Here is a 25,436-nt window from a genome sequence, read left to right as displayed (position 1 = left end):
ATCTATTTGTCATATATGTTAAGAATAACATAGAAAAAGTTAAGTTTACCGTGGTAATTTAAGGCATTAGAAAGGAAGATCCATATGATCGTTACCTCCAAAAAAGGAGATTGGTTCGAATTAATCATTCCTTCCCAATGGGAAGGAATCACTTTAGAGCAATTATTTTGGGAGGTCTGGAAAGCCCCTAGGAAGCTTACCCATCAATTTAGAATGGAAAAAGAAGTCACCATCAATCATATGCAAGCGAAGTGGAATATCCCGTTGAATATCGGGGATCGTCTTAATATAAGACTCTTTCAGGAGCAAGATTTTGGAGTTCCCCCAACCTATATTGAAATGGATATTCTCTATGAGGATGAGCACTTACTTATTGCCAACAAACCACCAGGGCTCAAGACCCATCCAAACACACCTGATGAAACAGAAACATTGGCAAATGCCGTTGCCTTTCATTTGCAGGCTAAGGGAGAGTTTCGGCATATTAAGCATGTTCACCGATTGGATCAGGATACATCAGGGGTGATTCTTTTCTCAAAGAACAAATTAGCTGGTGCCATATTGGATAGGATGCTCGAAGAACGCCAAATAAAAAGAAACTATGAAGCGCTCGTTCAGGGTCGAATGAAAAGGAAAAAAGGAACGATCGATGCACCCATCGGTCGCGACCGGCATCATCCAACAAAAAGACGGGTCTCACCAAATGGTCAACCTGCTGTTACTCACTTTGAAGTACTGGAATTCAACAAAAATTCGACCAAGGTTAAATGTCAATTGGACACCGGCAGGACCCATCAAATTCGGGTACATCTTAGCTCGATTGGACATCCCATTATAGGTGATGCTTTATACGGGAATAGCCCTACTTCCAAACGACTCGCACTCCATGCAGCGAGACTTCAATTCATCCATCCTTTTACGTTGGAAAGCATTGAAGTTTCATCTCCTTCAACATTTGAATAGCCCTTCGAAGTAAAAGAGCGCCCTCTATGGATATGGGGCGCTCCATTTATATAAAGTATTTCTTAAATGGAAGGAGGGACCTCGCCACTCTGCTAATTTAAGAAATACGGAATCGAATTAACAAGATGGCAGATCAAGTATTTCTTATTCTTCTGTGTGGAGAAGTGATTAAATACCTTTTTCCCTTGATTATTTTGTCCAAAACAAAAAAACAACCTTGGAGAGAAATCTCCAAGGCCTAATTTGTTTATTGTGGTAGTTCAGGTTTTTCATACATTGGTGGTTCACCGCTCATGCTTTCTAAGAAAGCAACAAGATAGCCAACCTCTTCATCTGTTAATCCTAATGGCTTAATTAACGCACTCTTATTCGGATGTGCGCCTCCACCTGCATTGTAATAGTTCACAACATCTTCTAATGTTGCCAGGCTACCATCATGCATGTACGGTGCAGTATGAGCAATACCGCGAAGACCAGCTGTTCTAAATGCTCCTTTGTCAACCTCTTGGTTCGTAACAGCGAATCTTCCATCGTCGCCTTCCATACCTAAGTTATAGTAGTTATGGTCAGAAAGAAGTGGACCAGCATGACATGAGATACAGCTTGCCTTTCCAACGAAAAGCTTCATACCTTCTTTAGCATCAGCAGAAATCGCATCATCGTCTCCAGCAAGGTATTTATCGAAAGCAGTATCCTTTACGACAATCGTTCTTTCAAATGCAGCTATTGCTTTGGCAATATTATCTGCTGTAATTTTATCATTAAATACTTTGTTGAATTCATCGACATAGCCAGGTACTGCACTTAATTCCGTAACTAATTCATCTAAATCCTGATTCATTTCCCCTGCTGCTGTAATCGGTCCAACAGCTTGTTCTTCTAAGCTCCCAGCACGTCCATCCCAGAAATTCTCTTTGTAATATCCCGCATTAATAATAGTCGGGCTGTTTCTCGGACCATTAAAGCCTTGGAAACCGACAAACTTTGCTAAATTATCTCCATAGCCAGCTGCTGGAGCATGACAGGAAGCACAGCTTAATGTGTTATCTCCTGATAATCTTTCATCAAAATATAGCATTTGACCTAAAGCAAGTTTCTCATCTGTCATTTCATTGTCCTCTGGAATTGGAATATCACCAAGAGGCTCGAATTTTGCTTTAGCAGCTTCTAGTTCTTTATCTACTTCTGTCTCTGTTGTTGCTGGTTCTTTCTTCTGATCGTCTACTGGTGCACTGGCATCGTCTTTGCTATTACATGCTGCCAACAGCGCAAGAGCGAAAAAAAGAGTGAATAGTAGCTTCAAACTTTTCATTGTTTAATCCCCCAAAAATTTTTATTGGCTGAAAATTTTTCGTCGCGACTTATCCAAATATTTCATCCAATTACAGATATTATATAATTAGATTAATTATTATTTTCGAGTCATTTTTGAAAATAATGTGAAATATGTCACAAAGATAGTTTGACACGTTTGTCATATTAGATAACATTTTTCGACAAATTCACTCCCACGCAGACATGAATCCACATTTTTTTATAAAAATTTGAAGGAATTCGTTTATTTTTTACTTTTTTTAATATAAAATTAACTAGTTTGGAAATATAAAAACTAAGGTTCACTATTTATAGGGGGTAAACCAATGGCTTTTAAGAAGCAAGATAAGTTCTCAGTTTTGTTGAAAAACATGTCCACAAATTTAAGAGAAGGCGCGGACTTTTTTGCTGATTATAAGATTCGGAATGTGAATGACTTAAAAATATTTTTCGAAACAATGAAAGAATATGAAACAAAAGGCGATACATATGTTCATGAAACCATTCAAGAACTGAATAAAGTGTTTATCACACCTATTGAAAGAGAGGATATTCTGCAATTATCCATGAGTATGGACGATGTACTGGACGGGTTTGAAGCCTGTGCTGCATTATTTGAAATGTATTCCATGACAGAAGCAGATGAATACATGATTAAATTTGTTAAGGCCATTAGGGCCTGTACAGTGGAAATTGACACATCGATCGATCTGATGACTACAAAAAAGCTTCATCAAATTCGGGAGCACGCGATCAAAATTAAGGATTATGAATCCAAATGTGATGGAGTGTTACGTCAATCCATTAAGCATTTATTCTCGGTGGAGAAGGATCCCATTCGCATTATCCAATACAAAGAAATATATGAAACATTAGAGGAAATCGCTGATCACTGTCAGGGTGTAGCCAATACGCTTGAAACCATTGTTATGAAAAATGCCTAAGGAGACTTTAATATGGAGCCTATGTTAATTCTTACCGTCCTTATTGTCATCGGGGCATTGACATTTGATTTTATTAACGGATTTCACGACACAGCGAACGCCATTGCGACTGCCGTATCAACAAAGGCACTAAGGCCGCGTCAAGCAATTATTCTGGCAGCCCTCATGAATTTTCTAGGGGCGATTTCATTTACCGGAGTTGCAAAAACGATTACAAAGGATATCGTTAATCCGTTCAACCTCGAGAATGGTTCCGTGGTTATCCTGGCGGCACTTATCGCAGCCATCGCTTGGAACTTGATTACTTGGTACTTTGGAATTCCCTCCAGTTCATCCCATGCGATCATTGGGGCTATTGCTGGTGCCGCGATCGCCGCTGCTGGTTTTGACTCTTTAAATTACAATGGTTTTATTAAAATCGTGGAAGCCCTTATCCTGTCACCCATTTTGGCTTTCGGAGTGGGATATATTGTCTATAGCATTTTTAAGGTCATTTTCAAAAATAACAATCTTGCCAAGACCAATCGTAATTTTCGTTTATTCCAGATTGCTACAGCTGCCATTCAATCCTATACACACGGGACCAATGATGCTCAAAAGGCAATGGGGATCATTACGATGGCACTGATCGCGAACAACTATATCTCAACTAATGATGTTCCATTTTGGGTGCAATTATCCTGTGCAACAGCAATGGGACTAGGTACCTCTATCGGTGGATGGAAAATCATCAAGACCGTCGGTGGGAAAATTATGAAAATTCGTCCTGTTAATGGAGTTGCTGCTGATTTAACTGGAGCGATGATTATATTTGGAGCTACATTCATCCATTTGCCAGTAAGTACTACCCACGTTATTTCCTCTTCTATTCTCGGAGTTGGTTCAGCTCATCGAGTGAAGGGTGTAAAATGGGGAACAGCCCAAAGAATGCTTATTACTTGGGTAATAACTTTGCCTATTTCTGCGTTTTTGGCGGCAATTTGCTATTTTATCATAAATCTATTCTTTTAATTGACAAATCGGGTGCCCACACCCGATTTTTTTGTTGAAGGCCATTCATAAAAATGAACAGAATATAGCAAAATAATAAAGAATACGCTCCCTTTAGTAGGTTAAGTAGAAAAAATAGAAGAAAATATTCGATTTAGACCTTGTATTCCCCATGTGAAACGAATATTATAGAGAATGTGTTTTAAAAACGTTCGTGTTTTTGGAGGTCAGTCATGTTTAAATTAAAAGAGCATCAAACGAATGTTAGGACTGAGGTTCTAGCCGGAATTACAACATTTTTTACGATGGTCTATGTCGTGGTCGTTAATCCGATTATTTTAGCTGATGCGGGTGTTCCCTTTGAACAGGTATTTTCCGCTACCATTATTGCTGCGATTGTCGGTACCTTATGGATGGGTTTATTCGCGAACTATCCGATTGCGATTGCACCTGGGATGGGCTTGAATGCCTATTTTGCGTATTCCGTTGTTGGAAGTCATGGAAATATTGACTATATGACTGCCTTTGCTGCAGTATTTGTTGCTGGTATCATTTTTGTTATTTTATCATTAACACCTTTAAGAAATATGCTAATTGAAGCTATTCCTGAAAATTTGAAGCACGGAATAAGCGCAGGTATTGGTCTCTTTATCGCATTTATTGGTCTACGTCAAACAGGGATTATTACCGATCATCCGACAAACCTTGTTGCCTTAGGAGATTTGCGTGATCCAGTGGCCTATTTAACCCTCATTGGCCTAGCTGTAACCTTAATACTCATGACATTGCGGGTACATGGGGCTTTATTCTTTGGCATGATTGTGACGGGAATCATCGCTTTATTCACAGGGCATCTATCCTTTGACGCTGGCTTTATCGAAAAGCCGAGCTTACCTGAAGGATTTATCGTTTCAAATCCTTTTGAAGCCATCGGTCAGGTGGTTGAACACGGGCTCTATGCTGTTGTATTTTCCTTCTTGCTTGTGACCATTTTCGATACAACTGGAACCATGATCGGTGTGGCTCAGCAAGCGGGATTAATGAAGGGAAACTCTTTGCCAAATGCTCGTAAAGCATTGCTTTCCGATTCTGTTGCTACTACGGTTGGGGCTATGTTTGGGACTAGTCCAACAACAGCATTCATTGAATCATCCTCTGGAGTTTCAGCTGGCGGTCGGACAGGTCTTACCTCTGTTACCGTGGCGGCCCTATTTGGTGTAGCGGCCTTCTTTGGACCACTTGTGAGTGCTGTATCTGGACTGGCTTCGATCACAGCTCCAGCCTTAATTATTGTCGGAAGCCTAATGATGGGGTCCATCTCAAATATTAGATGGAACGAACTAGATGAAGCATTCCCTGCGTTTCTAATCATTTTGGCGATGCCTTTAACTTCAAGCATAGCAACAGGGATTGCCTTAGGATTCATCTCCTATCCTCTGCTCAAAATTTTCAAAGGACAATGGCGTCAGGTTCACCCATTAATTTATGTATTTGCTGTTCTTTTCTTTTATCAGCTTGTATTCCTTCCACACTAAAGTTTCTTCTGCTTTTACAGCTTTTAGAAAGCATGAAGGAAGGAGAAAAGTCCATAATAATGATGTATGGCCACATGCCTACAAATTCTGAAGTTATGGGGGTACAAGAATTTGCAACAGTTTTACGGCAATGGACAACAACAGCAACCCATGAATCAAATGATGCAGACAGGTTTTACAGGTCAAATGAATCACGGAGCACACGAAATCCTTGATACTCATCAAGTGCTGTCTGGTTTTACAGGGGCGTTCAATGAATATTTAATGTGTGAGCAGCATATAAAGGACCCAGAGCTAATGGATATTCTTCAGCGCCAAAGACAATTTATGACCAATGAATACAATATTCTAGTCGAGTCCTTTAAGACGGGACAAGAGCCTTCTCAGAAAACCTCTACCTATCTTATGGATCAGTCGAACGAGGTAAAGTATGGGTTGTCCCCGTCACAGCCAACAAAACCAAATCAAGAGCTCTCTCAAATCGGTGACAAATGTACCTCTGGGATCATGATGTCCTGTATGAAATCATTAGCTAGCTGCATGACGATGGCAGCAGCTGAATGTACAAATCCTGTCGTTAGACGTGTTCTAGCCGATAGTATTCCGAATCATATCGAAATGGCTTATGAGCTATTCCTTTATCAAAACAAAAAGGGCTACTACCAGGTACCGCAATTTAGCCAGCAGGATATGCAACAGATGCTGAACTCCTTCGCACCTGCACCTGAAATGCCTAATCAAATGAAACCACCATTGCAATAAAAGAAAGGGACCCACTTTTGGGTCCTCTTTTTTAATATCGTCATTAATTTGCGATAAAACTTGAGGCGTTGAAAAAGGGATGCCATCTTTTCGTGATGACATCCCCTTGTATATTAAGTACCATATTCAACATTCGTTTCCTTTTCAACTGGTACACATAGTGTGTCACCAATGGTAAGCTGCTTTGGATCCATATGTTTATTGACCTTTAAAATGGAGATTATGGATATGTTGAATTCCCGAGCTATGGAGCAGACTGTGTCACCTCTTTTGATCTTATAGGATCTCAAGCTACCATGGACTACTGTACTCTTACCCATTTCCATCACCACCATGCTTTTTCTTCCTTCTACCCCGCTCAACTAGGCATTAAACCTATGACAATATCAAACGTTTAGACAAATTGGGAATCAAAAAAGCCCCCTCCTAAAAAGGAAAGGGCCTTAATCAAACAATCAAGCTACTACATAGGTAATGACTACATTTTGCGGTAGATCTTCTTCATGCTCTGAATTCTTCAATCTTTCACAGGATGGCATTTCAAATGAGAAATCCTCTACACCATTTGGAATGATCCCCTTTTTCTTGAGGTGATCAAAAACCATTTGAATGCCCTCCTCAGAGGACATTTTCTCCCCTGTGTCTGACCTTTCAAATCCTTCTACACATGTTTCAATAATATGTTCGTTAACCTGCTCCGTAGCAAAAATCATTTTTGCTTCGGTAATTTCTTCAACCTCTTGATTTTCCAACTCAATATAAGTAGTTATATGCATAACAGGCACCTCCACCATCTTCACTCACATTATAGGAGATGAAGTTAACCGTTGGATAAAGATTGGATAAAGTTCATCTTTTATCCATATATTTTTGACAAAATTTAGTCTTTTTATGTCTGAGATCATTATTCGTATCTCAATGCTTCGATTGGATCAAGCTTTGATGCTTTGTTCGCTGGGAGCAATCCAAAAATAATGCCAATTGCCATGGAAAAAATAATTCCACCAACAACGACCTGCCAGGAGATAAGCGACGGCCAACCAGCAAAGAATGCGACCACCGAGGAGACTCCCCAACCTAATAGGATTCCAATTAGGCCCCCGATCAGCGTCAGGATAATGGATTCAATAAGAAACTGAGTGAGTACCTGATTTCTAGTGGCACCAAGCGCCATGCGAATGCCAATTTCACGGGTTCTCTCTGTCACTGAAACGAGCATAATATTCATCACGCCAATTCCGCCAACAAACAGGGAGATCCCCGCAATACTGCCGATGATAATCGTCATAATCCTTGTAATTTGCCCAATTCCCTCGGCCATTTCCTCCATATTAATCACCATATAAGAGTCTTCGGTCTTATGAAACTGATTCAGCTGAAAGGTAGCTTTTTCACCCAATGCTTGAATCTGATCTGCCGAAGCAGCCTGAAGGGTGACCTGAGTAATATCGTCCTTTCCAAAGACCATTTTCCACGTATTAAACGGAAGATAGATATCCATTGAACCAAAGGAAAATAAGCCCGTTGGTTTCTTAAGAACACCGATGATTTCAACAGGCTGGTTTCCAATGCGGATTACTTCCCCAATAGGATTCTTATTTTCAAATACCTTTTCCTGCAAGGAGTGACTGATTAAGGCAACCCTTCTTCCACCAAAAAAATCTGTGGCGGCAAAACCTTGCCCCTTCTCAATTTGCAGATCATTCAAATCCATATAGGCCTGATTAATGCCAAAAACAGAGCTATCGGCTGTTTTGTCGCGATATCGTATTGGTGAAAATTGAGAACTGGAGGCCACAACCTGCTTCACCTCTGGAATAGCCTCTAAAATTCTAATGTCCTCCGATGTAAAAGCTGCTTCATAAAGAACACTGGGATTCGCTTGTAGCTCCTCTTCACTCGGCTGGTAGAAAATTTCAATCGTATTTCCTGGTCCGGTAATTTGGGATTTCAGCATCGCCTCACCACCTTGTCCAATGGCTACAACGATAATCACGGCCCCAACGCCAATAATGATTCCTAGCATCGTCAAAATCGAGCGGAGCTTATGGGCCTTCAAGGAGCTAAAGGCCATTTTAATATTTTCCATCAAACTCATGGCTGTAGCCTCCCTGTCTCATCCGCAACAATTTCTCCATCCCGAACCATGATTTTTCGATTCGTATACTCAGCAATTTCTAATTCATGGGTGACAAGAACAACCGTGGTCCCTTCTTCATTGAGCTTTGAAAACTCCTCCATAATCGAAACGCTCGTTCTCGTATCAAGGGCACCTGTAGGCTCATCAGCCAAAATGAGCTTAGGGTTATTGACGATGGCCCTGGCAATTGCCACTCTCTGCTTCTGCCCTCCAGATAGGGCGTTTGGAAGATGCTCCATTCGATCCCCTAGCCCTACCTTGATCAGCGCTTGCTCAGCCCGCTCCAGCCTCTCTTTTTTTGAGAGCCCGCTATAGATCATTGGAAGCTCCACATTCCGAAGGGCATTTAACCGAGGCAATAGCTGAAATTGTTGAAAAACAAAGCCGATGGATTGAATTCGGATTCGAGCCAGATCCGTATCCTTATAATCCGATATATTTTCCCCGTTCAGAAAATACTCACCTGAGGTTTGCTTATCAAGGCAGCCAATAATATTCATCAAGGTAGATTTACCAGAACCGGAGGGTCCCATAATCGACGTGAATTCTCCATCCTCTATGACTAGATTAATAGACTTTAAGACATCAATTCTTTCCTTGCCAACGGAATACGACTTCGTAATATTCTTCAACTCAATCATTGAGTAGACACTTCCATTCCATCTGTTATTTTGCCAGATGGATTCTTGATCAATTTGTCTCCGGCTTTGAGCCCCTTCACGATCTCTATTTTTTCACCCGAGGATATCCCAATTGTTACCTCTTGTTTATGCGCTACGCCATCTTGAACGACAAACACATAGCTTTTTTCTTGTTCATATGTAATGGCATCGATGGGTACCGCTATTCCCTTTTTCTTTTCTGTTTCAATTTCCATGATTAATTGAAAGCCTGGTTTTAACGGGATATTCGTGCTCTGTAACTGCACGGAAATCGGGTACTGAACCGCTTGGTTCTCAAGAGTGTTAGATAGGGCACTGCTCGCTGGGATCGTTCCCACCTCAATAATTTCACCCTCCCATTTTTCATCAGGCAGGGCATCTGACTGCAGGATCACCCTTTGACCCTCTTTTACATTAAGAACGTCATACTCGGATAACAACCCTGTTGCGATCAAAGATTTAAGGCTCCCTACGATGACAATCGGCTGAGCAGTATCCGTCGGAGCTTGAGTTGGCTCATGAACGGATAGCACCATGCCATCTATCAAACTAACAACCTCAAGCTCCTTCACACGTTTTTCAAGAGCATCCTTTTGGAGAAGAGTTTGCTTTAATTCGATATTCGCAAGCTTCTTTTCCATGTCAAGCTGTTCAAATTCAGAAGCCATTTGTTTATCCGCTTCTTTTTTCCCGATCTGCTTTACTAATTCCTTCTTCCTATCATCTAAGGCTTTCTTCTGTTTATCAAGCTGATTGATGCGCAGATTCCCAGATTCAATCGAAAGCTTATTCTGCTCTAGTTCAAGCATGAGCTGGGGATTTTTGAATTTAACTAGGATATCTCCCTTCTTTACCTGCTGTCCTTTTTCAACAAGAATTTCTTCGACCTCTCCAATTTCTGGAGAGGCAAAGACCGATTGTTCGTCCGCTAATTCCAATGTTCCCGGAGTCATCAGCAAAGAAGAAACCTCTTCAAGCTTAGCTTCAATTATTTTTACTGTGGGGGGCTTACTGAAGGCTGTTCGATAGACACTTATACCGATCATGGTGAGAAGCAAAGCTGTCACACCGATCCCAATCCAAATTTTCTTCTTCATTATAGACCCGTAATCCCCTCAAAGGCTGTTCCAATCATGGCGAAGCCAAGCCCGATTAGGAAGAAGACAATGGCAATCGCCCATGAAGCACCTTTTGAAAGTTGACCAACCTTATGAAGACCTATAGCTGTTAAAATTAGGCCCCAGATGGAGAATACTTCAAATTGAGCGAGAACGAGCGAATCACTATTCATCACGCCCGCAAGACTAGTTATTTGAATTCCAGGCTTTCCATCAAGCATCGTTTGCAGGAGCGAATTTAATAACATCCCCGTGGCGCTAATCACCATAATATAAGTGGTCATGGAAAATAATTGCTTAAATGTCGTATCCTTTTTGGCAATTTTTACGATGATTAAATAAATGACTGAGGAAACCAAAATTCCAATGATCGTCCCAACTATACCAGATACCACCGTTGTAATTTTTGTGAATCCGAGGAACGCCTCTGCATCCTCAAGCGTGAGAGCTCCCGGTACAACTAAATCCTCAGCCTTCATCATGGTGGCCATTATAACGGAAGCAACCGTGTAGATTAGGGTCACAATCGCTAATGGTAGCCATATCCGCGGCTGGTGGCGTATTCTTTCAAACTGCTCGCTAGGACTCCAGAACATTCCCAGTAAGGACGGCTTTCCAGTACTTTTTTCCATTTCATAACACTCCAATCCGATAGGTATTCCTTTTCACTTACGATTGATACAAAAAAAAGTTTCACCCTTGCATTTCGTCACTTGGGTAGACAACTCCCATCTGTCTTCTTGCTTCATCAAGGATTTCCATCACCATTAAAGAATATTCAAGTGAATTAATACTGGATTCCCTCTTGCCTGTTTTAATCAGTTCGATAAATTCCTTTGTTTCATAGTACATCGGGGGTTCGGTTTGTGCGCACGAAATATCCTCTATTTCTCCATTGCGGTAGTAAATTTTTACATCCTCAGGAGGATTCAATTTATCAAAGACAATGCTTCCTTCTTCTCCCTGTACTTCAGAAGGAATAAAGGAGTTCGTGATTTTCGAAAAAATCATCACTGCCTCTTTGTCTTCGTACTTTAGGATTAAGCTTCCCTCTGCATCTACGCCTGTTTCAAGCAACAGACCACTTGCCTTGATCTCATTTGGTTTGCCAAATAGGACGACTGCAGGATAGAGACAATACACCCCAATATCCATTAATGACCCATTGGAGAACTCTGGCTTGAAGGCGTTTAAGACGTTCCCTTCCTTATAAGCATCATACCTTGACGAATATTGACAGTAGCTTGAAAAATAGCGGCGCACAGGACCGATTTTCGACAAATTGTCCCTAATCGATTGAAAGTTAGGAAGAAAAGTGGTCTTAAGCGCCTCCATTAGAAGCACATTGTTCTCCTTTGCCGCTTGAATCATTTTTCTTAATTCTGATGCATTTGATGCAATAGGCTTCTCACATAATACATGCTTCTTATGATTCATAAAAAGAATCGCCTGCTCTGCATGATAAGAATTAGGGCTTGCGATGTAAACTGCATCAATGTCACTGCTCATTGCCATTTCCTCTAGGCTTGTGAAAGTGAGACTGACCCCATACTTCGCCGCAAAATCCATTGCTCTCTCCTTTGTTCGTGAATAAACTGCAGAGAGCTGAAAGTCTGGATGCCCACTTGCCGCTTGTAGAAACCGATCCGTAATCCAATTTGTTCCGATGATTCCAAAGCGAATCATGAAGATTCCTCCTTTTTATGTAGGTTATTCTTCTAGTGTACACCAAAACTTCCATGAAAATTGAGTTTCACAAAAATCCGTGGACTTTCGCAAAAATCTGCTATTTTTCGCAAATAAATCCCTAATTCCGCAAATATCATTCATTTTTCGCAAACATCCCCGAAAAAAATAAAAACTTGGCCATTTGACCAAGTTTGCATAATTATTATTTAACTTTTGTTAATAATTTTCGTCCGCATGCACAAATACTGGAATGTTTGAGCTGAACCATTTCCTGTTGACAGATATTACAGATTTTCTTAACCAAATTCAATCCTCTCCTTCATGCAAACAAGTAATCTATCGTAAAACTAATTATTTACCATATCTTAATTAGAATTATACCAAATTAAAAATTAAAGTCAATATTTATTTAGAATAATTATAAATTATCTCGTTTTGAAGATGTTTCGATTAGCTGTAAGAAATGAGTGAGGATCCTCGCTGTCAATCCCCATATTACCTTATCCTCGTAGTAATAGAAGTGCTCCTCCATACTTCTCGCCTGCCATTTATACTTTTCCCCTCCGATAATATGATGAAAAGGAAATTTGCCTTCCGGTTCTAATTTGTAATCGATTTGGTAAATATCCGGTCCTGTATTTTGCAGATAGGTTAAAGGAACAGTAAAAACTTCAGCCACTTCATCAGGATTCGGAATGATTTGTGAAGAATCGTGAAGAAAGCCAACAAATGGGTAGATGATCGTTCCAAAGGGATTGACCATATAATCGAGCGGGGTAACATCTGCAATATCTTTTTCAGAAATTCCTAATTCTTCACAGGTCTCTCTTATGGCGGTATGCCTTTCATCTATATCTTTAGGATCAACTTTTCCGCCTGGAAAGCAAATCTCCCCTGGCTGCCTGCGAAGTTCGAGGGAACGCACCTCAAACAAAATATGCAGTTCTTCATTTTTTTCAATGATCGGGAGTAGCACCGCATATCGAGTAAGCCGATCGCTTCCCATAATTCCCGGCTCACGACCGTGAATTCTATTTTTTATCTCCTCTATTTTCAAGTTATTCACCCTCTTAACCAATTCCATTTCCTTTATTATAGCTGTTATCCACCACTTTCTTAAGCCATTTGATTTTTTGATCCTAACGAACACATAAATCAGGCATCTCGTGTCTTTTCTGCTTTGTTAGGAGGAAATCCTCCTTTGAAAAGTGAATATATTAAATAATCAGAAATATACAACATGCATAACAAGGGGGAAAATAACATGAAGTATGATGTCATTGTGGTAGGAGCTGGACTTGCAGGCTTGGTCGCTACAGCTGAGCTCACTGATGCAGGAAAAAAGGTGCTCCTACTCGATCAAGAACCGGAAAGCTCATTGGGTGGACAAGCTTGGTGGTCCTTTGGTGGTCTTTTCCTAGTTGATTCACCAGAGCAACGACGAATGGGGATTAAGGATTCACGTGAATTAGCCTGGCAGGACTGGCTTGGTACAGCTGGCTTTGATCGAGAGGATGACGAGGACTATTGGGGGAAAAAGTGGGCAGAGGCATATGTCGATTTTGCCGCTGGCGAAAAACGGGAATGGCTATACAATATGGGGGTACGCTTCTTTCCAGTTGTTGGCTGGGCGGAACGTGGAGGATACTTAGCGGAAGGACACGGCAACTCAGTTCCCCGATTTCATATCGTTTGGGGGACTGGTCCAGGGCTGGTGAAACCATTTGAAGAGAGAGTTCGGCAGGCCATGGCAAAGGGGTTAGTCGATTATCGTCCCCGCCATCAAGTCAACGAGCTTATGACGGAAAATGGAGCAGTAGTCGGAGTAAATGGCTCCATTCTTGTTCCTAGCACGGCTGCTAGAGGAGAAGCGAGCTCTCGTGAAGTAGTTGATACATTCGAGTTCTATTCACAGGCCGTGCTCGTATCAAGTGGGGGGATTGGAGCAAATTTTGATCTCATCCGTCAAAATTGGCCTTCTCGCTTAGGAGAACCGCCACAAAGAATGATTTCTGGTGTCCCTGAGCATGTGGATGGTCGAATGCTAGCCATTACCGAGAGAGCTGGCGGAAGAATCGTCAATCGTGACCGGATGTGGCATTACACAGAAGGAATCAAGAACTGGAACCCGATCTGGCCCAAGCATGGCATTCGCATTCTTCCAGGCCCATCCTCCATTTGGCTAGATGCCAAAGGAAATCGCTTCCCTGCACCAAACTTTCCGGGATTTGATACACTTGGGACGCTCGAGGCGATTCAAAAAACAGGCTTTGACTATTCATGGTTCATCCTTACACAAAAGATCATCGAAAAAGAATTTGCCCTCTCCGGCTCTGAGCAAAACCCTGATCTTACCGGCAAAAGTATTAAAAAGGTGCTATCACGAGTATTGCCTGGGCCAACCGCTCCCGTTAAGGCATTCATGGATAAAGGAGAGGATTTCATCGTTGCAGGCACGCTTTCAGAGCTTGTTGATGGGATGAATAAACTTACAGGAGAACATCTACTCGATCTTTCACACATCCAAAGACAAATAGAAGCTCGGGATCGAGAAATCGATAACAAATTTACAAAGGATTTGCAAATCACAGCGATGCGTGGGGCACGGAATTATCTTGGTGACAAGCTGATTCGAGTGGCCTCCCCACACAAGCTCCTTGATCCGAAAAACGCTCCTTTAATTGCCGTTCGTCTTAATATCTTAAGCAGAAAAACATTAGGTGGGCTGCAAACGGATTTGTCTGGACGTGTCCTTAGTTCTTCTGGTGACCCTGTTCCTGGTCTATATGCCGCAGGAGAGGTTTCAGGCTTTGGTGGGGGTGGCATTCACGGCTACCGTTCCTTAGAAGGGACCTTTGTAGGCGGATGTTTGTTTACGGGCAGACAAGCTGGAAGGGCGATGGCGAAGGAGCTTGGATAATCAAAATTCATCAAAACAAAAAATACTCCCACTTCGACATCATAGGTGGGAGTAACTAGTCATATACATTTAAGAAATGCTAATCTATCAATTGTGCGAATTCCTTTCTTGGTTCCACGCCAAGCTCTTGTTTTAGGGATGTTTTATAGCCATTAAATGAATCCTTTGCTTCTTTATATTTCCCCTTCGAAATATAATATTTCACCAGCTCCATTGCATACCGTTCTTCCCAAGGCTCCAGCTCACATAGCTTTTCGATTACTCTTCTATAAATATCTTGTTTTCTAGTATCAATATTAGCTGAGAAGACAAAGCTATCTAGGTAATGTAAAAATTCCTTATGTAGATTTTCTCTTTTATGCATAGACCATGGATAGCTATCCCCTGATAAATAGTCGTCTTTATAAAAATCTATAAGCCTTTCAATGTTTCCGGAAGCTTGAAGGTTTTGTAGTTCATCGACATCTGTAAAAATATCTACCGTCAATCGGTATCTTTCATCCAAGAATCGGATTGGATTTTCTATTCCTATATCCCTGAATTTTTTTCGAAGTTGATAGATGGTCGTATGAAGCAGAGCCGAGGCTTTATCGCTTGAGTACTGTGGCCATAAATCTTCCATAATCGCATCACGATGAACAGGTTCATTGTGGTGGATCAAATACGCACATAGCTCCTTAACTTTTTTTGTTCTCCATTTTATTGGCTTATTATATATATCTCTTAATTGAAAATCACCAAGCAAACGCGCATATAGTACTTCTATTTCCGTCCCTAACGCGCTTTGGACATTCCTTCGTTGGAGAATTCTTTCTATCGTCTTCTTTAATCTTGCCTTCTCGATCGGCTTGAGAACATAATCAACCGCCTGAACATTAAATGCCTCAAGGGCATAGTGGTCATATGCCGTAACAAAGACAATATCAGTGTCAGAGGAATTAATTTTTTCCGCCACTCCCATCCCCGTCATTTCAGGCATCTCAATATCTAGAAAGACAAGGTCCGGCTTAAGTTTTTGAATCTGTTCAAGCCCCTCAATTGGATTCAAGAATTTTCCTACAATCTCAATATCCCCTATCTCAATCAAAATGGCCTCCAATAAATTTAATGCCAATATCTCATCATCGACCAATACCACTTTGAGCATCATGGTCACCCCGTCTTTTTGCTAAATCTATGTTATAGTTTAAATTTTGATACGATTGATTGAAGTCCTTCAGCCATTTGAGCTAATACATCAGCCGATGCAGAGATTTCCTCCATTGATGCATTTTGCTCCTCCGCTGCCGAGGCTACATTCTGAATGAAGCTGCTTGATTCAGTTGCGATATCCTGTGCATCCTCCGCCGATTTAACAACCTTATCAGTACTTACCGTCATTTCTTTTACCATGGTTGCCATCTCATCTATTTGAGAAGTCACTGTTTTTACTCCCTGTTGTATTTCTTGGAAGGATTGTCCTGCACTATCTGCTAAGTTAATCCCAGCCTCAATGACGGAGCTATTTGTTATAGACGCTTTAATGGTTTCATCCATTTCCTGTTGAATGCCGTAGATCAGCTGATTCACCTGTTCCCCCGCCTCAGCTGATTGCTCAGCTAGCTTCCGAACTTCATCGGCAACCACGGCAAATCCTTTTCCGTATTCCCCTGCCCGTGCCGCTTCAATTGCAGCATTTAAGGCCAATAAATTAGTCTGTTCTGCAATGGAGGTAATGATCGAAATGACGGCACCAATTTGCTCTGACTTCTGTCCTAGAGAAAGAATGATTTTTTTCATTTCATGACTAGATTGTTTAATCTGATCCATCTGCTTTATGGATTCTAGGATCACTTCGTTTCCTCTAGTTGCTTGTCTAGTCGCTTCATTCGAAGAGGTGGCTACCTCTTGAAATTTTGCCGAAATCTGTTGAATGGTGTCAGAAATATTCTCCATTTCTTGTGCGGCATGGTATGCCTTTGACATCTGCTCTTCCGACCCTGTGGAAATTTTGTGAATCGATAAGGTAATTTCCTCTGTCGCCTTACTCGTTTGCTCACTGCTTGCAGACAGTTCTTCTGAAGTCGCTGCAACCTGTTCGGTTGTTCTTGCCACTTCTCCGATCATTTCTTGCAGATTTATGGTCATTTGGTTGATATCGTGAACAAGCTGACCAATTTCATCCTTTTGTTTGACCTGCAGGGGTTCTGCCGTTAAATCACCTGTGGCAAGTCTATTTACCTGCTTCATCATTTAACACATCAATCATTTGGATTACTTGTTTCGCACTATTTTTCAGCATTTGTCTCCCAAGTTCATCCATATTAGATTTGGAAGTTTCATAGCCTACGAAACCAATAACGAGACATGGCACTGATAGGATGAGCATGGCCACTGTAATTAATTTCAGTTGAATATTATACTTCATCATAACCCTCCACCACTCAAAATTCATGGTATAAGTCTATCAACCTCTACTGAACATATTCTGAACAAATATCCTACGAAATAGATTGAGGTTCTCTCAAAAACGGAAAATGTATTTCTGCTATCGTTCCGATATCATTGCTATCAATTGTAATCGAGGAGGATTCATAATGGGTGAGCCGTTTGGCAATATTTAGAAGACCCACTCCCTGCTTAATTTGTTTATCCTTATCCCATATTTTCCTGAGAACTTCCTTTGGAATCCCCTTTCCATTGTCAATAATTCGAAAAATGACCTGTCCGTTCTCTTTCTTAATGATTACTGTTACCTTTCCACCTTCAGACTTATTCTTGAGGCCATGAATAATTGCGTTTTCAACAAGCGGCTGCAGCAATAATGGAGGTATCAAGCAATGAAAATCCCCATCCATCTCAATTTCTAATTCCAGTTGGTCCGGAAATCTCGTTCGGTGAATATTCACGTAGGATTGAATCAATGAGAGCTCCTTCTCTAGTGGCACCAATCGACTTGTATTTTCGAAAGCAAAGCTTCCCCTCAAGAATGTTGCAAAATCTGTGATCATCGTTCGTGATTTTTCCAAATCAATATAGCTTAGAGATAATATCGTATTTAGCACATTATAGATAAAATGAGGCTTGATCTGCGCCTGCAAAAAGGCAATCTCCATTTTCGTAACCGTTTCTGATGATTCCTTCATTAATAATAGATTCCTTATCCTTGTCTTCAGTTCGGAAGCGACGAATGGCTTATGCAAGAAATCATTTGCTCCAGACTGAAACGCAGCAATCATATCCTCTGGAGTGATGGCAGCAGTCAGCATGAGTATAGGTAATTCCGAGAGATTAAAAGATTTTCTAATTTGTTGGCTAACCTCATATCCTGATAATCCTGGCATCATGATGTCAAGGACAACGAGAGCGATTTCAGGATTATTTTTTAACTCTTCAAGTACGGCCGCCCCATTATCGACTGCAATGATCGAATAGGCTTCTGACTCAAGTGTATCGATCAGAACTCTTAAGTTGACATGATCATCATCGGCAATCAGAATCTTTTTCGGACCATTTTCATATCGATATGGCAATGATAACGCTACCGGACTTTGGATCGAAAAATATTGCCTTGGGACCTTCTTTTTTCTCATTTCATTTGGGAAAGCAGCAGGTAAAGAAACTAAAAAAGTGGTGCCTTCTCCAACCTTCGAATGTACAGAGATTTCTCCTCCCTGTACTTCAACAAGCTGCTTTACGACACTAAGACCCAAACCAGCTCCCTTTACCGAATTATCGAATTGCGTGAAGGGCTCAAATAATCGTTCCATATGTTCTGGTGGTATCCCCACTCCCGTATCACGAACCTCCAACACCACCTTATCCATTTGCTTATAGCATGAAATGTCCACACTTCCAGCTTCCGTGTACTTCACTGCATTATCGATTAAATTATAGAGAATTTGCCGCAGCCTATCTTCATCTGCAAAAACAAATGTCCCTCGGGGGATATGGCTTGTCAATCGCAAATCCTTTTTAATCATATACTGAAAGATTTCAACAGTGACATGGATGAGCGCATACAAATCAACTGGGGTTTTCAAAAGCTTTAATTCACCTTGCTGAAGCTTCGAATAATCCAATATATCTTTCACAAGATGAGACAGGCGTTCCGCAATACTTAAGATAAGAGATACTTTTTCTTTTTCAGCTTCATTCATCCCCGAATCCTTTCTGTCTATGATGGATTGGGAAATCACAGTAATTCCATGGAGTGGCGTTCGGAATTCATGGGAGGTCTTTGCCAAAAATTCGTCCTTTAATTTGTCAATACGCATGAGTGCATTGGAAAGCTCTTCTTTTTTCAGAAATGAATCGGTAAAACGGTAGGAAATGAACAGGGAAAGCATTGTCAAAATAATAAACGGCAAAAAAGGTGGTAAAATGGTCAATTGAAAATTACTAATTACATTCAACGTACCGACGATAAAATACCCAAGTATGGCAACCGAGCTGACAGTTAAATAGACGGCTCCGGTTTCTTTATTCTTAATAGCTCTAATTTGGATAAAAATTACATACAAAATGATGATAAGCAGGTAGGTTGAATATGCCATCTGCAATTCCGAGTGAAGACGAATGGGCAATACACAAGTAGCATTTAGAAAAATTCCAGTTGCTACCAACAACTGCAAGATCCTTCTATTCCCATATTTTTGTAAGGCATAATAAAAATACAGAAGTAGAAAAATTCCAAAACAAATACTCGTAACCATTTGGATTCTCTCAAATACTTCATACGTCATATTCGGAATAATTGACAGCAGCACCTTCTCTCCATGTGAGGCGGAGTAGCCAATGACTGCCAAGCATAATTGAGAAAAATAGAACAGCTCAATATCTTTTTTAAAATGAAGATAACTTCCAAAGAAATAAATAAACATCATGATGAAAGCTGAAATGGTCACCCAATCATATAGAAGGGAGCTCTCATGAAGTTTTGAAATACTTTGCTGATCGCCAAAATAAATCGAACCGACGATTCCGCCGCCAGAAGCATAATCAAAATTAGCTACCTGGACGATTAATTCTATTTCTGTTTGATCTGGAGAAAAATAAACTGAATAAGGAATATTGTGCTGCACATATGTATCCTCATCCCCAGGCTGCCCGCTCTGTCCCTTCAGCTTCCCATCGATGAAAATAGCATTGGACATGCGTATATTCGTTGTCTTTATTCCAAAGACATCATCATTTTCATCGATTAAAATTTTGAGGCGGTACGTACCATTCGTATATTTCGGCACATTCGCTCCGTCAATTTCGTATTTTGTCCATAACGAGGGAACTTTGACGGAATGAGAAAGAGCTGAATCATATTGTTTTGGTTCCAATAATTGACCTGGAACAAACTCCCATTCCCCTTTGAGCTCAATTGCTCCCTATTGAAAATCATAGTCACGGGCATCAAGTACCCCATTCTTCGCTATGGGTACACGAGGACTATGAATCTGCTTAAATATTTGATTGGTAATGACACCTAACATCAATGTAATTACAATTAATAATACGATCACTGGTACTTTCTTCATTCGACCAATTCCTCACGCTCAATTTAAAATGTTCCTAGTAAGTTGATTGTAGTGTGGTTTTGGTATCCATTCAATACCGAAATTTTAAAAAATTATGGAAAAGTATAGAGAAAGGGGATGCTTCATTGATTGAAACATCCCCTTCCTCTCATTATTATTTTAGTATCTCTGTTCCATCTTTTTCTATTTTGTATTGATGCTCTCTTCCCGCTTCTTCAATCTCTTCATATGCCCAGTGAGTAGTTGGTACGTCCTTGAAGGTTGGAGTAGTTACTTCAGTTAATGGACCACGCTTGAAAAGACGGTTAAGCACCTTCACGGCTTGAGCTCTTGTTAGCTTTTCTTCTGGGTGGAAGTTGCCATCCTCATAACCAACCATAATTTCGGTAGCTTTCAAGAAATTAATGGCGTCAGCTGCCCAGTACTTTGCTGGGACATCCTTGTAACTAGCCTTGCTGATACTTGAGAGTTTTCCACAGCTATCAAGGTTTTTTGCATGTCTTTTTCTGTTTAGCTGTTAAAGTCAGGAGTCATTGATGACTACCGATTTTAGGACCTTCGGGTCCCTTTCTTTTTATGAGAATAGTATAAATTTCATTTGAATTCAATGGAACTTATATCCACTTAATGCCAATATAATTGACGAAAATAAAAAGAAAACGAAAGTGACGGTGGCGAACTTAATTCATCACCGCCACTTTCGTTTCCGAATAGAACGCCATTGAATATGACTCTTAATAGCTTAGTTTGCTGCTTTATCAACGAGACAACTACTAATCCATTTCCTTCTTTATATCTTCTATCATTTCTTTTGGGAGTCCTGTGAACTCTCTAATGCTATTAACGTCAATCCCTTTTCCTAACATTTTTTTGGCTATTTCTATCCCTTGTATCAATTTTCCTTGTTCGATTCCTTCTTTAATACCCTGTTTAATTCCCTTTTCAAAATAGGAATTTGGTAGCTTGAGCACCTGGTTCATCTCATGTTCTGGAAGCTTTGTTATTTCCTCTCTCATTCGTTCTTCCTCCTTTTCATTCAACCGTAAATACGTTTCAAAGAAACCGTAGAGGAGTTCCATCTTCGCTGGATTTAATTCCATTTTACTTAGCATTCGCAGAAATTCAAGTTTTACTTGAATACGTTCTTCTTCAGCGTATCCCATTTTACTTAACAAGGCTGCAGCAGCAGGATTATTATTGTGAATAAATGCTCGCCAATTTTTCTTAATGAGATGAAGCTGTAAATATTGAAACTCATGAATTTTCAATGTTGGAAATGAGATTGTAAATTGAGTAGGAATGTCACGCTTATTAGGATAGCTGAAGACGGCAATTGGAAGTATAGGCTTTCGATGGTGTTCGTAGAGGCGGCTGTTATAAATAAACATTCTTTCGTGGAATTCATGCTGGAAGTAGGATTGGGGCTCGATATGAACAATAACAATAGTGTCTTTACCCTTCAGCTTTGTTTCAACCAAAATATCGACCTCTCGTTTTTCACCCATTACAATATCGGTATATATTTCTTTATCTAGAAAAGTGAGTTGTGAGAAATCGATATACCCATACTCCTCAGGGAAAAAGGCTTCAATAAATTCTTGAAAAAACGTCTTGATGAGTTCTTTAAACAATCGGTCGTGGTCGATGTAATAATTGGTTTCCTCATAAACAATACTAGTCGTTATCAACTGAACACTTCCTTTCAATTAGAATATATAGCTATTTTATTGTATCATATAAATTTTAAAAGAGGATTGCCAGATTTAATCGTGGCAACCCTCTTGGTGTTATTGCTATTTTTTCAAAACTTCTTTTCCTTCAGCATCCATAGTAAATTCATGCTCTCTTGCTGCTTCTTCGATTTCTAAGGTTCGGTAGGTTCGGTGCCTGTCACTCCTCGAATTTTCTTGTTCCACATTCATGTTTCACGGAGGTTTTATTTCCTAAATTCTACATCAATCCATAGTTAATGTAGTTTTATATGTTTTTGTAATCTCAAATTGTTCGAAATTCCCCCATTCCCTCAATACATACAATACTATATTATAAAGAACCTTACAGAACAATTTCGACAAAAATCCACTTTAGTCCGTAGAAGAAAATAGGATCCTATTTCAATGTGTAATTGCTAGAATAAGTTTTTTATTGTCCTCTCGATAAAAAAAGGATTGGCTGAACAAAATCAAGTCGATCCTCTCTCTGCTATAAAAAAATTTCTCCAATTTCCACACAAAAACCATGCTGAACCCTCGATGTAATAACTCCTGTCTCAACCTTCAAGTCTTGCTGAACATACATACCATTAATTTGGATGGTCAAAGAAATAAAAAAGCGCTATAACGAAACGGTAATAGTATTAGGCTCTTTTCTCAAACATTGTTGCTTTTAGACAAAATGATTAAGCTAAACTAGTGATTTTGCTCGTATATTTATTAATAAAACGGAGAAAAGAGCTGTTTACTAAATGCGTATCGCACGCTACGTATGAAGAGGAATGGCTGGCAGTAGAGCCATTCCAAAACAACATTCCGTACGAAAACAGCCTAATATTAAATGCTGGGTTTGGTTAGAAAGGCTTAGAATTTCGACAACCAATGCGGGAACACCAATATATCTTTAATTGGGCAACCCTGTTTTATCACAAATCACAGCCAAGTCTGGTATAACAATTTTAGTTCCGTCTATTTTTTTCATTTATTGATTTGATTTTTCTTAACGTATTCTTAAAATTCTCTTACTCATTCCCTATCAAAAAGCAGTATAGTTAGGATACAGAATAATAAGAGTGGGGCGAAAGGCATATGAAAAAAAGGATTCTTGTGATTGAAGATGAAGTGCGTATCTCGAGGGTCATTTCACTGGAATTGATGCATGAGGGTTATGAAGTGGAAACGATTGAAAATGGAAAAGACGGTCTGTCTCGAGCGAAGGAAGAAAAATGGGATCTAATCCTTCTTGATGTGATGTTACCAGGGATGAGTGGATTTGAGGTGTTAAGACGACTTCGGATGGAAGATGAGAACACACCGGTGATACTTCTTACTGCACGCGATTCAGTATTTGATAAGGTAAATGGCCTCGATCATGGGGCAAATGATTATATTACGAAGCCATTTGAGATGGAGGAACTGCTTGCAAGAATGCGTTCTGCGATAAGAGTGTCGACTACACGTAACAGTCAATCTTCTGCCACTGCACTTAAAAGTATCGATGATCTAGAGATTGATGAGGGAGCTCGAACGGTTAAAAGGGCAGGCACTCCAATTGAATTGACACGAAGAGAGTTTGATTTGCTTGTATTCCTACTAGACAATCGGAATCAGGTGCTTTCAAGAGACCAGCTTTTAAACAAGGTCTGGGGCTTTGATTATGTTGGAGAAACCAATGTTGTCGATGTTTATATTGGCTATTTACGAAAAAAAATCGACCATGACTATGATTATCCCCTCATCCATACAATTCGGGGCGTAGGATTCATGCTAAAGGGGCAAAACACATGAGTATCAAGACGAAGCTAAGCTGGCTCTTAATCGGCTGGTCTCTTCTTATCCTGGTCGTCGCAAGTTCCATTATCTATTTCTCCTTTCTCAAGGTGACAGAAAATCGCGAAATGGATAATCTAGCCGATATAGGTGAAAGGCTCCTCGAAACAAGTGAGATAAATGATCTTTTCTCAGAAAAGATGCATCCCTTCTATCAATCATTTATCCCTGATGATGGAATGATACGAATTCTCGATCGCAATGGAGCCATAGTGTTTCGTGCTGCAGATGATGATGAACTGTACGAGCTCCCGGTACGGGCGTCTCAGGTGTCAAGATCAGAAATGGTTACCCTTGATGGAGAGATGGTTGCACTATTTTCGTCACCTATCTATAAAAATAATGAAATGATTGGTTCGATTGAACTCTCAAGAAGCATGGATGATCGGATTGAGGACCTTGATGTTCTACTCACCATACTCATCGGTGTTTCTCTCCTATTAATTGTGCTTGCTATTTTTTTTGGAAAATGGGTATCAAGGGTATTCTTAAGGCCAATCTCTGTAATCGGAATGACGATGAACAATATTCAGAAGGACGGAAGATTTAAGAAAATTCAGCTGCGTCAGTCTAGACGGGATGAAATTTATCAATTAGCGAACCATTTTAACCAGATGATTGATACTTTAGAGATTATGTTTCAGAAGCAGGAGCAATTTATTTCGGATGCCTCTCATGAATTGAAGACCCCGCTGACAGTAATTGAGAGCTACGCCTCTATGCTCAAGAGATGGGGCAAGTCTGACCCCGAGCTTTTAGATGAGGCCATTGAAGTCATTCAGGATGAATCGAAGAGACTGCATCATATGGTCGAGCAGTTCCTTGATCTAGCTACGATGAATCAGAAGCCTTTCGAGGTTGAAAACATAAATATTACTGAAATTTGTGAAAGCACAGCCAAACGGCTGCATATGGCAACCAATCGCAAAATTGTCATTGAACATGATGATGAGCCTTTGTTTGCCCTGTTTAATCGTGAAAAGCTGATTCAGGTTTTGATCATTTTACTAGATAATGCCTTGAAATATAGTGAAAAAGATATTGTTCTCCGTACATCCCAAAGCATCAATGGACCAGCCATCCAAATTATCGACCAGGGAGCCGGAATTCCCAAGGAGGAAATTAAGCGTTTGTTTGAGCGCTTTTATCGAGTTGATAAATCAAGGACGAGAACAACAGGTGGTAGTGGACTAGGCCTGACAATTGCCAACACCCTTATCGAGCAAAGCGGTGGTTCGATTGAAATTGATAGTGAGATTAATAAGGGCACAACAGTCACCGTTTATCTAAAAGCTGCCTCAAGCTTTTCTTAAGAATTTCTTACAAACATCAAATAATCATCTTAAT

General features: G+C 40.3%; 24 protein-coding genes. 8 read left to right on the top strand and 16 right to left on the bottom strand.

All coding sequences use genetic code 11. The features are described 5' to 3' along the window. Window positions 1-84: 84 nt before the first annotated feature. On the top strand, window positions 85-963 hold the full coding sequence (locus J2S07_RS18000; RefSeq protein ID WP_307151798.1) for an RluA family pseudouridine synthase: 879 nt from the start codon (window positions 85-87) through the stop codon (window positions 961-963). 247 nt (window positions 964-1,210) lie between these two features. On the opposite strand, the gene J2S07_RS17995 is transcribed toward J2S07_RS18000, so the two are convergent. Then, entirely contained in the window at window positions 1,211-2,275 is a 1,065-nt protein-coding gene (locus tag J2S07_RS17995; protein WP_307151797.1) for a cytochrome-c peroxidase, read from the bottom strand. Window positions 2,276-2,603: 328 nt separating this feature from the next. Here J2S07_RS17995 and J2S07_RS17990 point away from each other — a divergent pair, with 328 nt between their 5' ends. The 4 genes from J2S07_RS17990 to J2S07_RS17975 all read left to right on the top strand — a co-directional run bounded on the left by J2S07_RS17990 (window position 2,604) and on the right by J2S07_RS17975 (window position 6,508). Continuing rightward, complete coding sequence (locus J2S07_RS17990) at window positions 2,604-3,221, top strand: DUF47 domain-containing protein (protein ID WP_307151796.1); 618 nt, start codon at window positions 2,604-2,606, stop codon at window positions 3,219-3,221. 12 nt (window positions 3,222-3,233) lie between these two features. Next, window positions 3,234-4,232, top strand: coding sequence for an inorganic phosphate transporter (locus J2S07_RS17985; RefSeq protein WP_307151795.1), 999 nt, complete (start codon window positions 3,234-3,236; stop codon window positions 4,230-4,232). A gap of 212 nt (window positions 4,233-4,444) precedes the next feature. Then, window positions 4,445-5,746: an NCS2 family permease gene (locus tag J2S07_RS17980; RefSeq protein ID WP_307151794.1), complete on the top strand. Its 1,302-nt coding sequence runs from the start codon at window positions 4,445-4,447 to the stop codon at window positions 5,744-5,746. 150 nt (window positions 5,747-5,896) lie between these two features. Continuing rightward, window positions 5,897-6,508: a spore coat protein gene (locus tag J2S07_RS17975; RefSeq protein WP_307151806.1), complete on the top strand. Its 612-nt coding sequence runs from the start codon at window positions 5,897-5,899 to the stop codon at window positions 6,506-6,508. 113 nt (window positions 6,509-6,621) lie between these two features. Here J2S07_RS17975 and J2S07_RS17970 read toward each other — a convergent pair whose 3' ends face one another. The 8 genes from J2S07_RS17970 to J2S07_RS17935 all read right to left on the bottom strand — a co-directional run bounded on the left by J2S07_RS17970 (window position 6,622) and on the right by J2S07_RS17935 (window position 13,174). Beyond that, entirely contained in the window at window positions 6,622-6,828 is a 207-nt protein-coding gene (locus J2S07_RS17970) for a LysM peptidoglycan-binding domain-containing protein (protein WP_307151793.1), read from the bottom strand. 135 nt (window positions 6,829-6,963) lie between these two features. Then, complete coding sequence (locus J2S07_RS17965) at window positions 6,964-7,284, bottom strand: hypothetical protein (RefSeq protein ID WP_307151792.1); 321 nt, start codon at window positions 7,282-7,284, stop codon at window positions 6,964-6,966. A gap of 128 nt (window positions 7,285-7,412) precedes the next feature. After that, window positions 7,413-8,606 (bottom strand): ABC transporter permease, encoded by a 1,194-nt coding sequence (locus J2S07_RS17960; RefSeq protein WP_307151791.1) that lies wholly within the window; start codon window positions 8,604-8,606, stop codon window positions 7,413-7,415. Beyond that, on the bottom strand, window positions 8,603-9,289 hold the full coding sequence (locus tag J2S07_RS17955) for an ABC transporter ATP-binding protein (RefSeq protein WP_307151790.1): 687 nt from the start codon (window positions 9,287-9,289) through the stop codon (window positions 8,603-8,605). The genes J2S07_RS17960 and J2S07_RS17955 overlap by 4 nt, the downstream gene beginning before the upstream one ends. Further along, window positions 9,286-10,407: an efflux RND transporter periplasmic adaptor subunit gene (locus J2S07_RS17950; protein ID WP_307151789.1), complete on the bottom strand. Its 1,122-nt coding sequence runs from the start codon at window positions 10,405-10,407 to the stop codon at window positions 9,286-9,288. The genes J2S07_RS17955 and J2S07_RS17950 overlap by 4 nt, the downstream gene beginning before the upstream one ends. After that, the gene (gene yknW / locus J2S07_RS17945) at window positions 10,407-11,060 is read right to left on the bottom strand and encodes a YknW family membrane protein (RefSeq protein WP_307151788.1); all 654 of its coding nucleotides are present in this window, start codon (window positions 11,058-11,060) and stop codon (window positions 10,407-10,409) included. The genes J2S07_RS17950 and yknW overlap by 1 nt, the downstream gene beginning before the upstream one ends. A gap of 61 nt (window positions 11,061-11,121) precedes the next feature. Then, window positions 11,122-12,114, bottom strand: a complete 993-nt coding sequence (locus tag J2S07_RS17940; RefSeq protein WP_307151787.1) for a Gfo/Idh/MocA family protein — start codon at window positions 12,112-12,114, stop codon at window positions 11,122-11,124. A gap of 421 nt (window positions 12,115-12,535) precedes the next feature. Beyond that, window positions 12,536-13,174 (bottom strand): NUDIX hydrolase, encoded by a 639-nt coding sequence (locus J2S07_RS17935; protein ID WP_307151786.1) that lies wholly within the window; start codon window positions 13,172-13,174, stop codon window positions 12,536-12,538. 207 nt (window positions 13,175-13,381) lie between these two features. Here J2S07_RS17935 and J2S07_RS17930 point away from each other — a divergent pair, with 207 nt between their 5' ends. Then, window positions 13,382-15,037 carry an FAD-binding dehydrogenase gene (locus J2S07_RS17930; protein WP_307151785.1) on the top strand — a complete coding sequence of 552 codons (1,656 nt, stop codon included), beginning with the start codon at window positions 13,382-13,384 and terminating at the stop codon, window positions 15,035-15,037. A 79-nt stretch (window positions 15,038-15,116) separates the two neighbouring features. Here J2S07_RS17930 and J2S07_RS17925 read toward each other — a convergent pair whose 3' ends face one another. The 7 genes from J2S07_RS17925 to J2S07_RS17895 all read right to left on the bottom strand — a co-directional run bounded on the left by J2S07_RS17925 (window position 15,117) and on the right by J2S07_RS17895 (window position 22,235). Continuing rightward, window positions 15,117-16,184, bottom strand: a complete 1,068-nt coding sequence (locus J2S07_RS17925) for a response regulator (protein ID WP_307151784.1) — start codon at window positions 16,182-16,184, stop codon at window positions 15,117-15,119. A 32-nt stretch (window positions 16,185-16,216) separates the two neighbouring features. Continuing rightward, window positions 16,217-17,266, bottom strand: coding sequence for a methyl-accepting chemotaxis protein (locus J2S07_RS17920; RefSeq protein WP_307151783.1), 1,050 nt, complete (start codon window positions 17,264-17,266; stop codon window positions 16,217-16,219). Next, the gene (locus tag J2S07_RS17915; protein WP_307151782.1) at window positions 17,250-17,444 is read right to left on the bottom strand and encodes a hypothetical protein; all 195 of its coding nucleotides are present in this window, start codon (window positions 17,442-17,444) and stop codon (window positions 17,250-17,252) included. Before J2S07_RS17915 ends, J2S07_RS17920 begins: the two co-directional genes overlap by 17 nt. 73 nt (window positions 17,445-17,517) lie before the next feature. Beyond that, the gene (locus J2S07_RS17910; RefSeq protein ID WP_307151781.1) at window positions 17,518-20,349 is read right to left on the bottom strand and encodes an ATP-binding protein; all 2,832 of its coding nucleotides are present in this window, start codon (window positions 20,347-20,349) and stop codon (window positions 17,518-17,520) included. A 48-nt stretch (window positions 20,350-20,397) separates the two neighbouring features. After that, the gene (locus J2S07_RS17905) at window positions 20,398-20,547 is read right to left on the bottom strand and encodes a hypothetical protein (RefSeq protein WP_307151780.1); all 150 of its coding nucleotides are present in this window, start codon (window positions 20,545-20,547) and stop codon (window positions 20,398-20,400) included. Window positions 20,548-20,701: 154 nt separating this feature from the next. Beyond that, window positions 20,702-21,007: an S-layer homology domain-containing protein gene (locus tag J2S07_RS17900; RefSeq protein ID WP_307151805.1), complete on the bottom strand. Its 306-nt coding sequence runs from the start codon at window positions 21,005-21,007 to the stop codon at window positions 20,702-20,704. A gap of 313 nt (window positions 21,008-21,320) precedes the next feature. Beyond that, window positions 21,321-22,235, bottom strand: a complete 915-nt coding sequence (locus J2S07_RS17895) for a PD-(D/E)XK nuclease family transposase (protein ID WP_307151779.1) — start codon at window positions 22,233-22,235, stop codon at window positions 21,321-21,323. A 1,113-nt stretch (window positions 22,236-23,348) separates the two neighbouring features. On the opposite strand from J2S07_RS17895, the gene J2S07_RS17890 reads away from it, so the two are divergent. Further along, the gene (locus J2S07_RS17890; RefSeq protein ID WP_307151778.1) at window positions 23,349-24,047 is read left to right on the top strand and encodes a response regulator transcription factor; all 699 of its coding nucleotides are present in this window, start codon (window positions 23,349-23,351) and stop codon (window positions 24,045-24,047) included. Then, complete coding sequence (locus J2S07_RS17885) at window positions 24,044-25,402, top strand: sensor histidine kinase (RefSeq protein ID WP_307151777.1); 1,359 nt, start codon at window positions 24,044-24,046, stop codon at window positions 25,400-25,402. The genes J2S07_RS17890 and J2S07_RS17885 overlap by 4 nt, the downstream gene beginning before the upstream one ends. Window positions 25,403-25,436: the final 34 nt, after the last annotated feature.

The organism is Anoxybacillus andreesenii, from assembly GCF_030813005.1.
Classification (GTDB): domain Bacteria; phylum Bacillota; class Bacilli; order Bacillales; family Cytobacillaceae; genus Robertmurraya; species Robertmurraya andreesenii.
Note: the sequence above shows the minus strand (reverse complement) of the source record. Positions and strands in the feature narration are given on the sequence as shown.